This is a genomic window from Streptomyces sp. NPDC097619, assembly GCF_040302735.1.
In the GTDB taxonomy this organism is placed as follows: Bacteria; Actinomycetota; Actinomycetes; order Streptomycetales; family Streptomycetaceae; genus Streptomyces.
Genome location: NZ_JBEOSD010000106.1, coordinates 16,505 through 28,126 on the forward strand (window position 1 = coordinate 16,505; position 11,622 = coordinate 28,126).

The 11,622-nt window shown below is 74.0% G+C and carries 11 protein-coding genes; 2 read left to right on the forward strand and 9 right to left on the reverse strand.

Going from position 1 to position 11,622, the window contains the following annotated elements; genetic code table 11:
* Window positions 1–2: 2 nt before the first annotated feature.
* From ABTZ17_RS25240 to hrcA, 8 genes are all read right to left on the reverse strand, one after another.
* A complete protein-coding gene (locus tag ABTZ17_RS25240) occupies window positions 3–1,025 on the reverse strand; it encodes a PhoH family protein (protein ID WP_352197984.1) in 1,023 nt (340 codons plus the stop codon).
* Window positions 1,026–1,257: 232 nt separating this feature from the next.
* The gene (locus ABTZ17_RS25245; RefSeq protein WP_502994835.1) at window positions 1,258–2,385 is read right to left on the reverse strand and encodes a carbohydrate kinase family protein; all 1,128 of its coding nucleotides are present in this window, start codon (window positions 2,383–2,385) and stop codon (window positions 1,258–1,260) included.
* A gap of 363 nt (window positions 2,386–2,748) precedes the next feature.
* Window positions 2,749–3,654, reverse strand: coding sequence for a ribonuclease Z (locus ABTZ17_RS25250; RefSeq protein WP_352197985.1), 906 nt, complete (start codon window positions 3,652–3,654; stop codon window positions 2,749–2,751).
* A 6-nt stretch (window positions 3,655–3,660) separates the two neighbouring features.
* On the reverse strand, window positions 3,661–4,020 hold the full coding sequence (locus ABTZ17_RS25255) for a histidine triad nucleotide-binding protein (RefSeq protein WP_352197986.1): 360 nt from the start codon (window positions 4,018–4,020) through the stop codon (window positions 3,661–3,663).
* Between the two features lie 128 nt (window positions 4,021–4,148).
* Complete coding sequence (locus tag ABTZ17_RS25260; protein WP_352197987.1) at window positions 4,149–4,895, reverse strand: 16S rRNA (uracil(1498)-N(3))-methyltransferase; 747 nt, start codon at window positions 4,893–4,895, stop codon at window positions 4,149–4,151.
* Window positions 4,896–4,947: 52 nt separating this feature from the next.
* A complete protein-coding gene (locus ABTZ17_RS25265) occupies window positions 4,948–6,012 on the reverse strand; it encodes a nitronate monooxygenase (protein ID WP_352197988.1) in 1,065 nt (354 codons plus the stop codon).
* A gap of 251 nt (window positions 6,013–6,263) precedes the next feature.
* Entirely contained in the window at window positions 6,264–7,400 is a 1,137-nt protein-coding gene (gene dnaJ, locus ABTZ17_RS25270; protein WP_352197989.1) for a molecular chaperone DnaJ, read from the reverse strand.
* Window positions 7,401–8,417, reverse strand: a complete 1,017-nt coding sequence (gene hrcA, locus ABTZ17_RS25275) for a heat-inducible transcriptional repressor HrcA (protein ID WP_352197990.1) — start codon at window positions 8,415–8,417, stop codon at window positions 7,401–7,403.
* A gap of 182 nt (window positions 8,418–8,599) precedes the next feature.
* On the opposite strand from hrcA, the gene ABTZ17_RS25280 reads away from it, so the two are divergent.
* On the forward strand, window positions 8,600–9,325 hold the full coding sequence (locus ABTZ17_RS25280) for an MBL fold metallo-hydrolase (RefSeq protein ID WP_352197991.1): 726 nt from the start codon (window positions 8,600–8,602) through the stop codon (window positions 9,323–9,325).
* Window positions 9,326–9,353: 28 nt separating this feature from the next.
* Window positions 9,354–10,187, forward strand: a complete 834-nt coding sequence (locus ABTZ17_RS25285) for a DUF3097 domain-containing protein (RefSeq protein WP_352197992.1) — start codon at window positions 9,354–9,356, stop codon at window positions 10,185–10,187.
* A 46-nt stretch (window positions 10,188–10,233) separates the two neighbouring features.
* On the opposite strand, the gene hemW is transcribed toward ABTZ17_RS25285, so the two are convergent.
* Window positions 10,234–11,466, reverse strand: coding sequence for a radical SAM family heme chaperone HemW (gene hemW / locus ABTZ17_RS25290; protein WP_352197993.1), 1,233 nt, complete (start codon window positions 11,464–11,466; stop codon window positions 10,234–10,236).
* Window positions 11,467–11,622: the final 156 nt, after the last annotated feature.

An 11,622-nucleotide genomic window follows, 5' to 3' on the forward strand; every position in this document is an offset into this window, starting at 1 on the left:
TGCTACTTCCCGTTGCGGCTGTCGTACTGCTCGTACGCGTCGACAATACGGCCGACGAGCTTGTGCCGGACGACATCCTGGGTCGTGAGCCGCGAGAAGTGGACGTCCTCCACGTCCGCGAGGATCTCCTGCACCTGCTTGAGACCGGACTTGGTCCCGCCGGGCAGGTCGATCTGGGTCACGTCACCGGTGATGACGATCTTCGATTCGAACCCGAGCCGGGTCAGGAACATCTTCATCTGCTCGGGGTTCGTGTTCTGCGCCTCGTCGAGGATGATGAAGGCGTCGTTGAGGGTCCGCCCTCGCATGTACGCCAGCGGCGCGACCTCGATGGTGCCCGCGGCCATCAGCCGCGGGATGGAGTCGGGGTCGAGCATGTCGTGCAGGGCGTCGTACAGCGGCCGCAGGTACGGGTCGATCTTCTCGTAGAGGGTGCCGGGCAGGAAGCCCAGGCGCTCCCCCGCCTCGACGGCGGGCCGGGTCAGGATGATCCGGCTGACCTGCTTGGACTGCAGGGCCTGGACCGCCTTGGCCATGGCGAGATAGGTCTTGCCGGTACCGGCGGGGCCGATGCCGAAGACGACCGTGTGCTTGTCGATGGCGTCGACGTAGCGCTTCTGGTTGAGGGTCTTGGGCCGGATCGTGCGGCCGCGGCTGGAGAGGATGTTCTGCGTGAGCACCTCGGCGGGCGTCTCCTGCACGGCCTCCCCGCCGTCTCCGCCGTCGGCCCGGAGCATCGCGATCGAGCGTTCCACTGCGTCCTCCGTCATCGGCTGCCCGGTGCGGAGCACCAGCATCATCTGGTCGAACAGGCGCTGGACGAGCGCGACTTCCGCCGCGTCCCCCACCGCGCTGATCTGGTTGCCCCGGACGTGGATGTCGGTACCGGGGAAGGCGTTCTCGATCGTGCGCAGCAGGGCGTCACCCGAGCCGAGCACCATCACCATCGGGTGCTTCGCGGGGACGGTGAAGTGGGCTCGCGCCTGCCCCGCCGCGGGGGACCGGTCTATGGGTGTCTGAGTCATGGGCCGGCACTGTGGCCTGCGCATACCTCCTGTGGAGGGGCCTCGCCGATCGAGGACCTCTGTGGTTTCCAAGCGTACGACGCCCGCGGGCGGGCCCAGAGGGGTTTTCCGCCGCACTTCCGGCGGCCCCCGGCCGTGCGGGTCCCGGGCGGGCCGGGACCGCGGGCGGGCCCCGGGGCCCGGCATCCGCGCGGGAGGCGGGCCGGGCGGGTCCCGCGCCGGGTCCGGGCCCTCAGGCGGACACGGGGAAGCCGAGGGTGGGGACCGCCCGACGGCGGGGGCCGCGCTGTTCGCGCAGGGCCGAGTCCGGCAGCAGGTCCTCCAGGAAGCCGTAGCGCCGCAGCTCCTCCGGGACCCCGCCGGGGAGCCCCCGGACCTGCCGCCACCAGGTGGCGACCTCCTCCCAGCCGGGGGCCGAGAGGGATCCGCCGAACTCGGTGACGGAGAGGGCGGCCGTGAGCCCGGCGAAGGCCAGCCGGTCGGCCAGCGGCCAGCCCGCCAGGGTGCCGGTCAGGAAGCCGGCCACGTACACGTCCCCGGCCCCGGTGGGGTCGAGGGCGTCCACCGTGATCCCGGGGACCTGGGCGGTCTCCCCGGTCCGGCCGTCCACCGCGTACGAGCCCTCCGGGCCCATCGTGACCACCGCGATCGGCACCCGCTCCGCCAGCGCCTTCGCGGCCGCGCGCGGGCAGCGGGTGCCGGTGTAGCGCATGGCCTCGGCGGCGTTCGGCAGGAAGGCCTCGCAGTGGGCCAGGTCGGCCAGGCCGTCCAGGTCCCAGCGGCCGGTGTCGTCCCAGCCCACGTCGGCGAAGATCCGGGAGCCCCGGCCGGCCGCGGCGGCGATCCACTCCTCCGTCCGTCCCGGCTCCAGCGAGGCCACGGCGGCCCGGGCCCGCGGCGGGCAGTTCGGGAAGGGGCCGGGCCCGGCGGGCGGCGGCGCCTCGTGGCCGTGGCTGACCATGGTCCGCTCGCCCTCGTAGGCCATGGAGACGGTGACCGGGGAGTGCCAGCCCGGGATGGTCCGCGACATGGACAGGTCGATGCCCTCGCCCTGCTCCAGGGTGTCCCAGCAGTACTCGCCGTAGTGGTCGTCCCCGAAGGCGGCGGCGAGGGAGGTGCGCAGCCCGAGCCGGGCCAGGGCGGTGGCCATGTTGGCCACGCCGCCGGGGCTGGAGCCCATGCCTCGGGCCCAGGACTCGGTGCCGCGGACCGGGGCGGAGTCCAGCCCGGTGAAGATGATGTCCAGGAAGACCGTGCCGGTCAGGAACACGTCGCAGACCGGGTCCTGCCACGCCCGTACTTCCCTCAGCGGGTCCAGCGCGGCCCGGCCCGTCGAGTGCTGTCCATTCCGACTGCTCACGTGGTGCTCCCCGTTCCGAGGGGTCGTTTCTGCAGGGTCAACGATCAGGAATGCCGTGGACGAACGCCAGCTTTGCCCTCACAAAGCGGGCACTGAACCAAGTGTGTCCCAGATCACCCCCGGTTCTCGCGTCCTGACGGGAGCGACCTTCCGTCCGATGGTGCCCGGCGGGGCTTGAGGGTCTCTGTAAGTGCCTCCCGCCACGGGGGCCCGGGCGTCACCGTCCGCGCCCGGCCGGACGCGGCGGGCGAGCGCACGGCGGGCGGGCGGAGGGCGGGCGGAGGGGCGAGGAGCGGGTGAGGGGGACCCGCGGGCGGGAGTGCGGCGGGGGGCCGGCGCCGGTACCGCGCCGGCCCCCGGCCCCTACCTCCGCTTGGGCAGCGGGACCCGCAGCAGGTCCTGCGCCACGGTCAGCTCGCCCTCGAACCCGGCCGCGCGGGCCTGGAGTTCGAAGACGTCCGGGTCGGAGTACCGCTGGGAGAAGTGGGTGAGCACCAAGTGCCTCACCCCGGCCTCCCGCGCCACCCGAGACGCCTGACCCACCGTCAAGTGGCCGTGTTCGACGGCCAGGTGCTCGTCCTCGTCGAGGAAGGTGGACTCGATGACCAGCATGTCGCAGCCCTCGGCGAGCGCGGTCACGCCGTCGCAGAGCCGGGTGTCCATCACGAAGGCGAAGCTCTGGCCGGGCCGTTCCTCGCTGACCTGCTCCAGGGTGACCCCGTCGACGGAGCCCTCCCGCTGGATGCGGCCCACGTCCGGCCCCTTGATCCCGTGCCGGGCCAGCAGCTCGGGCACCATGCGGCGGCCGTCGGGCTCGGTGATCCGGTAGCCGAAGGACTCCACGGGGTGGCTGAGCAGCCGCGCCTCCAGCAGGTACGGCACGGGCCCGGCGAGCGGACCGTCCTCGGACACCGGCTCCTCGGCGATGTGGACGGTCTCCCGGTAGGCGGTGGCGTACCGCAGCCGGTCGAAGAACTTCTGCCCACTGGCCGGGAAGTGCGCGGTGACCGGGTGCGGCACCCGGTCGAGGTTGATCCGCTGGATCACCCCGGCCAGGCCCAGGGAGTGGTCCCCGTGGAAGTGGGTGACGCAGATCCGGTCGATGTCGTGCGCGGCCACGCCGGCCCGCAGCATCTGCCGCTGGGTGCCCTCACCGGGGTCGAAGAGGATCCCCTGGCCGTCCCAGCGGAGCAGGTAGCCGTTGTGGTTGCGGTGGCGGGTGGGCACCTGGCTGGCGGTGCCGAGCACGACGAGTTCGCGTACGGACACGGCGGACTACCCGGGGGGCCATTCGAGGCCGCGGCCGCCGAGCACGTGGGCGTGCGCGTGGAAGACCGTCTGGCCCGCGCCCGCACCCGTGTTGAAGACGACGCGGTAGCCGGTGCCCGCCACCTTCTCCTGCTCCGCGACCTCGCCCGCCTCGCGCAGCACGTCGGCCAGGACGGTCGGTTCTGCGGCGGCCAGGGAGGCGGCGTCGGGGTAGTGGAGCCGCGGGATGACCAGCACGTGCGTGGGGGCCTGCGGGTTGATGTCCCGGAAGGCCACCGTGGTCTCGGTCTCGCGGACGACCGTGGCGGGGATCTCCCCCTTGACGATCTTGCAGAACAGGCAGTCCGCCTGCGGTTCGCCTGGCATGTGGTCGCACCCTCCGTGCCGTTGATCGGTCCCGGCATCGTATCCGCCGGTGACGGGGCCGGGCCCGGCGAGACCCGACCGGCCCCTCCCGCTCCTCCGGCGACCCCGACCGCTCCGACCGTCCGGGGTCAGGACCAGCGGCCGGTGCGGGCCAGCAGCACGGCCACGGCGGCGGTGCCCGCCGTGGAGGTCCGCAGCACCGAGCGGCCCAGCCGGTAGGGGCGGGCCCCGGCCTCCGCGAAGACGGCCAGCTCCTCCGGGGAGACCCCGCCCTCGGGGCCGACGACCACCACGATGTGCCCGCCGGCGGGCAGCTCGGCGGTGGCCAGGGCCTCGCTCGGGGCGTCCCGGTCCTCGTGCAGGACCACGCCGAGGTCGGCCGTGGCCAACAGGGCGGCCACCTGCTTGGTGGACATGGCCTCGGCGACCTCGGGGAAGCGGACCCGACGGGACTGCTTCCCGGCCTCCCGCGCCGTGTTCCGCCACTTCGCCAGCGACTTGGCCCCGCGGTCCCCGCGCCACTGGGTGATGCAGCGGGACGCCTGCCAGGGCACCACGGCGTCCACCCCGGTCTCCGTCATGGTCTCCACCGCCAGCTCCCCGCGGTCTCCCTTGGGGAGGGCCTGCACCACGGTGACGCGGGGCGCGGCCGGCTCCTCCGTACCGGCGGCGAGGACCTCGGCCACCAGCCGGTCCTTGCCCTCGGCGGCGGTCACCACGGCCTCCGCCCAGCCGCCGACCCCGTCGGTGAGGACCACCCGCTCCCCCGGCTCCAGCCGCTTCACGGACACGGCGTGCCGCCCCTCGGGCCCGTCCAGGACGAACCCGGGCCCCTCGGCGGGCACCTTCTCCACCACGAACACCGGGGCGGTCATCTCTGCGTACTCCTCGAATCGGGGGAACGGCCCTCGGACGGGCGCGGGTCGCTCAGTCGCGGCGGGCGCGGGCCTCGGCCAGCTCGGCCACCAGCACCTCGACCAGTTGCCCGGCGGGCATCGTACGGGCCAGCCGGTGACCCTGCCCGGCCCACAGGGCCATGCCCTGCGGGTCGCCCGCCGCGGCCGCGGCCCGGCGCAGGCCGGCGGTCAGATGGTGCACCTGCGGGTAGGCGGCGGGCGCGTAGGGGCCGTGCTCCCGCAGGAAGCGGTTGACCAGGCCCCGGGCCGGGCGCCCGGAGAAGGCCCGGGTCAGCTCGGTACGGGTGAACAGCGGGTCGGTGAGGGCCTTCTTGTGCACCGCGGCGGCCCCGGACTCCGGGCACACCAGGAAGGCGGTGCCGAGCTGCGCGGCCTCGGCCCCGGCGGCCAGCACGGCCGCGATCTGCTCCCCGCGCATCAGGCCGCCCGCGGCGAGGATGGGCAGCGCCACCGCCTCGCGGACCTGGGCGACCAGGGCCAGCAGCCCGAAGCCGGAACCGTCGGCCTCCGGGTCGTCGCGGTGGGTGCCCTGGTGGCCGCCCGCCTCGATGCCCTGTACGCACACGGCGACGGCCCCGGCCCGCTGGGCGGTCCGGGCCTCGTCGGCGGAGGTGACGGTGACCACGGTGCGGGTGCCCACGCGGGCGAAGGCCGCCAGGACCTCGGGGGTCGGGCAGCCGAAGGTGAAGGAGACCACCGGGACGGGGTCGTCGAGCAGGATGGCGACCTTCGCCTCGTAGGCGTCGTCGGTGCTGCCCTCCGACGGGTCCTCCGGCAGGGGGGTCTCGTACCAGGCGGCCTCGCCCGCGAGCTGCCCCCGGTAGGTGGCGACGGCGGCGGGGTCCGCGAGGGCGGGCTGCGGCATGAAGAGGTTGACCCCGAAGGCGCGCGGGGTCAGCGCCCGGAGGCGCTTGATCTCGTGGTACATGCCGTCGGTGGTCTTGTAGCCCCCGGCGAGGAAGCCGAGTCCGCCCGCGTCCGAGACGGCGGCGGCCAGTTCGGGGCGGGAGGCGCCGCCCGCCATGGGCGCCTGCACGATCGGATAGCGGCACAGACCGCTCAGTGCGGAGGACATGAGCGCATCGTGCCACGTCGCCCGCCCCCGTCCGAATCGGTGCTTTCGCCTGGCATAGTCGGCGCCCGGAACGCGCCGGCGCCCGCGACCCCGACTCGGGGACCGCGGGCGCGGAAACGGCTCGGCGACCGTGGGAGGCGACCGTTGAAGGCGTGCCTCAGGCGGGGGAACAACCCCTGCCGGCCGGGCCGGCGGCACCACCCGGGGACCACCCCGGACCCCCGACGAGGGGCCCCGGGGCGGACTCGGCGTCAGCGACCGTTGAAGGCGTCCTTCAGCCGGGAGAACAGCCCCTGCTGGCCGGGCTGGAACTGGCCCATGGGCCGTTCCTCGCCGCGGAGCTTGGCGAGCTGGCGCAGCAGGTCCTCCTGCGCGGGGTCCAGCTTGGCCGGGGTCTGGACCTCGACGTGCACGATGAGGTCGCCGCGGCCGCCGCCGCGCAGGTGCGTGACGCCGCGCCCGTGCAGCGGGATCGACTGGCCGGACTGGGTACCGGGCCGGATGTCGACCTCCTCCATGCCGTCCAGGGTCTCCAGCGGGCACTTCGTGCCCAGCGCGGCCGCCGTCATCGGGAGGGTGACCGTGCAGTGCAGGTCGTCCCCGCGGCGCTGGAACACCGGGTGCGGCAGCTCGTGGATCTCCACGTACAGGTCGCCGGCGGGGCCGCCGCCGGGGCCGACCTCGCCCTCGCCCGCGAGCTGGATCCGGGTGCCGTTCTCGACGCCGGCCGGGATCTTGACGGTCAGGGTGCGGCGGGAGCGGACCCGGCCGTCGCCCGCGCACTCGGGGCACGGGGTCGGGACCACGGTGCCGAAACCCTGGCACTGGGGGCAGGGCCGGGAGGTCATGACCTGGCCCAGGAAGGAGCGGGTGACCTGGGAGACCTCGCCCCGACCGCGGCACATGTCGCAGGTCTGGGCGGAGGTGCCGGGCGCGGCGCCCTCACCGGAGCAGGTCGTGCACACCACGGCGGTGTCGACCTGGATCTCCTTGGTGGTGCCGAAGGCGGCCTCGTCGAGCTCCAGGTCCAGCCGGATCATCGCGTCCTGGCCGCGGCGGGTCCGCGAGCGCGGGCCGCGCTGGGAGGCCTGTCCGAAGAAGGCGTCCATGATGTCCGAGAAGTTGCCGAAGCCACCGGCGCCGAAGCCGCCCGCGCCCCCGCCGCCCGAGGAGGACAGCGGGTCGCCGCCGAGGTCGTAGACCTGCTTCTTCTGCGGGTCCGACAGCACCTCGTACGCCGCGTTGATCTCCTTGAAACGCTCTTGCGTCTTGGGATCGGGGTTGACGTCCGGGTGCAGCTCGCGGGCGAGCTTGCGGAAGGCCTTCTTGATCTCGTCCTGCGATGCGTCGCGGCGCACGCCGAGTACGGCGTAGTAGTCCGTGGCCACTTACGACTCCGCCAGGATCTGTCCGACGTAACGTGCCACTGCGCGTACCGCTCCCATCGTTCCGGGGTAGTCCATGCGGGTCGGTCCGACCACGCCGAGTTTGGCGACTGCCTCGCCGCCCGAACCGTAGCCGACCGACACGACGGACGTGGAGTTCAGCCCTTCATAGGCGTTCTCATGTCCGATTCGCACCGTCATGCCCGATTCATTGGCCTCGCCGAGCAACCGGAGGAGCACGACCTGCTCCTCCAAGGCCTCCAGCACCGGCCTGATCGTCAGGGGGAAGTCGTGCCCGAAGCGGGTGAGGTTGGCGGTCCCCCCGATCACCAACCGCTCCTCGGTCTCCTCGACCAGCGTCTCCAACAGGATGGCGAGGACCACCTGTACGGTGCCGCGGTCCTCGACCTCGAACTGCTCGGGCAGGTCCTGCACCAGGGTGGGGACGTCGGCGAACCGCCGCCCGACCACCCGGCTGTTGAGCCGCGCCCGCAGGTCGGCCAGGGCGGCCTCGCCGAAGGGCGCGGGCGCGTCGACCATGCGCTGTTCGACCCGCCCGGTGTCGGTGATCAACACCAGCATCAGCCGGGCCGGGGCCAGGCCGAGCAGTTCGACGTGGCGGACCGTGGAGCGGGTGAGCGAGGGGTACTGGACCACCGCCACCTGCCGGGTCAACTGCGCGAGCAGCCGCACCGTGCGGCCGACCACGTCGTCGAGGTCCACGGCCCCGTCGAGGAAGTTCTGGATGGCCCGCCGCTCCGGGGTGGAGAGGGGCTTGACCCCCGCGAGCCGGTCCACGAAGAGGCGGTAGCCCTTGTCCGTGGGGATGCGTCCGGCGCTGGTGTGGGGTTGGGCGATGTAGCCCTCCTCCTCCAGCACCGCCATGTCGTTGCGCACGGTGGCGGGCGAGACGCCCAACCGGTGCCGCTCGGTGAGCGCCTTGGAGCCGACCGGCTCCTCGGTCCCGACGTAGTCCTGGACGATGGCGCGCAGCACCTCGAGCCTGCGTTCGCTCAGCATCGCGCGCACCTCCAGCTTGTGATCCCGGTCCGGGTCGCCCCCGGTCGCACCGGCCCCCTGTCGGTCCGGCACGTTGGCACTCGGCGCTGACGAGTGCCAGAGAACCCCCGGTCAGTGTACGGCGGGGAGGTACACCCCTAGCAAGGGCGGCTCGGCCGCGCCCGTCAGGGTAGCGTCGCGGCATGGACGTGCGTTGGGAAGAGGCGGGCTGGGAACGGCTGACCGGACGGGTCGGCCGGCGCAGGCTCCCGGGGTGGGACTGCACCGTGGGACTGGTGGTGGGCGAGCGTTCGGTGCTGCTGGTCGACCCGGGGTCGAGCGTCCGGGAGGGCGCCGGGATCCGCGGGCAGGCGGAGCGGCTGACCGGTCGGCACGTGACCCATATCGCATTCACCCACGGCCACTTCGATCATGTCCTGGGGGCCGCGGCCTTCTCCGGGGCCGAGGTGTTCGGCGCGGTGGGACTGGCCGGGCTGCTGGACTCCGAGCGCGAGGTGCTCCGACAGGACGCCGTGCGGCACGGCCTGCCGGAGGCCGACGCCGAGGACTCCGCGGAACAGCTCGTGCTGCCGAAGCACCCGGTGTCCGGGGAGTGGACCCTGGACCTGGGCGGGCTCCAGGTGCTGCTGGCGAACGTGGGCCCCGGGCACACCGGCCACGACCTCGCGGTGTTCGTGCCCGGGGAGCGGGAGGTGGTGTTCTGCGGGGACCTGGTCGAGGAGTCCGGGGAGCCCCAGGCCGGCCCCGACGCCGTTCCCTCGCAGTGGCCCGCGGCCCTGGACCGGCTGCTGTCACTGGGCGGCGAGGAGGCCCTGTACGTGCCCGGACACGGGGCGGTGGTGTCGGCCGGGTTCGTCCGTGCGCAACGCGCCACACTGGCCGCGCGTTTCGGCGTGTCGCCCGCCTGACCGGGACCCTCTCCCTACTGTCGTACGAATGCGTGAGTACTCAGCCGACCTGACCCCGCCTTGGAAGCGCGGCGCCGCCCGCCCCGTCCCCGAGGTGGCGGCCGACCGCGACCTGGTGGTCGAGGAGGCCGGTACGGGCTTCTGCGGGGCCGTGGTGGCCTGCGAGGGCGGCACCGTCACCCTGGAGGACCGCTTCGGCAAGCACCGGGCCTTCCCTCTGGAGCCGCGCGGCTTCCTGCTGGACGGGGTGCCGGTCACCCTGGTCCGCCCCTCCCGGGCCCCGGCCGCCCCGGCCGGACCGCGTCTCACCGCCTCCGGCTCCCTGGCGGTGCCGGGCGCCCGGGCGCGGGTGGCTCGGGCGGGCCGGATCTATGTGGAGGGCCGGCACGACGCGGAGCTGGTGGAGAAGGTCTGGGGCGACGACCTGCGCGTCGAGGGCGTGGTCGTGGAGTACCTGGAGGGCGTGGACGACCTGCCCGCGGTGGTCGCCGGGTTCGCCCCCGGCCCCGACGCCCGGCTGGGCGTCCTGGTGGACCACCTGGTGACCGGTTCGAAGGAGTCCCGCATCGCGGCGACGGTGACGGATCCGCACGTCCTGGTGGTGGGCCACCCCTACATCGACGTGTGGGAGGCCGTGAAGCCCTCCGCGGTGGGCATCCCGGCCTGGCCCCGGGTCCCGCGCGGCCAGGACTGGAAGACGGGCGTCTGCCGGGCCCTCGGCTGGCCGGAGAACACCGGCGCCGCCTGGCAGCACATCCTGTCGAAGGTGACCTCCTACCGGGACCTGGACCCCGCCCTCCTGGGACGCGTGGAGGAACTCATCGACTTCGTCACGGCGGAGGGTTCCGGCCCGACCGGATGAGGCGCGGGGGTCCGGGGGCCGAGCCTCCGGACCCGCCCCGCGGGCCTCAGTCCACCAGGTCCCGCACCACGGCATCGGCCAGCAGCCGGCCCCGCAGGGTGAGCACGGCCCGCCCCTCGGCGTACGGCTCCGCCTCCAGCAGCCCGTCCGCCAGCGCCCGCCCGGCCGCCGCCAGGCCCGCGGGGGCCAGCAGGGAGAGCGGCACGCCCTCCACGAGGCGCAGCTCCAGCAGGATCCGTTCCACGCGCCGGTCCTCCTCGGAGAGGAGCTCGCGGCCCGCGCCCGGGGAGCGGCCCTCCGCGAGGGCGGCCGCGTAGGCGCCGGGGTGCTTGACGTTCCACCAGCGGACCCCGCCCACGTGGCTGTGGGCGCCCGGTCCGGCCCCCCACCAGTCGGCGCCGCGCCAGTACAGCTCGTTGTGCAGGCAGCGTCCGGCCTCGGTGGTGGCCCAGTTGGACACCTCGTACCAGGAGTAGCCGGCCGCGGCGAGGACCTCGTCGGCGATCAGGTAGCGGTCGGCGTGCACGTCGTCGTCGGTCATGGGGACCTCGCCGCGGCGGATCCGCCGGGCCAGCTGGGTGCCCTCCTCGACGATCAGGGCGTAGGCGCTGATGTGGTCGGGTCCGGCGCCGAGGGCCGCGTCCAGGGAGGCCCGCCAGTCGGCGTCGGACTCCCCCGGGGTGCCGTAGATCAGGTCGAGGTTGACGTGCTCGAAGCCGGCGGCGCGGGCCTCGCCCACGCAGGCTTCGGGGCGCCCCGGGGTGTGGGTGCGGTCGAGGACCTTCAGGACGTGCTGCCGGGCGCTCTGCATGCCGAAGGAGATCCGGTTGTAGCCGCCCGCGCGGAGTTCCTCCAGGTAGCGGGGGTCCACGGATTCCGGGTTGGCCTCGGTGGTGATCTCGGCGTCGGGGGCGAGCCCGAACTCCTCGCGGATCACGGCGAGCATCCGGACCAGGTCGGCGGCGGGCAGCAGGGTGGGGGTGCCGCCGCCCACGAACACCGTGCGGACCTGCCGGGGGTCGTCGCCGAGCACCTTGCGGGCGAGCCGGACCTCCTCGGCGAGGGTGTCGGCGTAGTTGTCGCGGGAGGCGAGCACGCCTCCGGTGCCGCGCAGCTCGGTGGCGGTGTAGGTGTTGAAGTCGCAGTAGCCGCAGCGGGTCGCGCAGTACGGCACGTGCAGGTAGAACCCGAGGGGCCGGTCGGCCGCCCCGGCCAGGGCGGAGGCGGGCAGCGCCCCGTCTTCGGGCACGGGTTCGCCGTCGGGCAGTACGGAAGGCATGGATCCATTCTCCCGCACCGGGCGCGACGACCCGACCGCGCGCCCGACCGCGCGCCGGGGCCGTGGGGCGACCCAGGGACTGCTTCGGGGTGGCGTCGGCGCGGGCGTCCGCGCTGCCTTCCCCAAGGAATGACCGGAGGTTCAGGGCCCGGACGC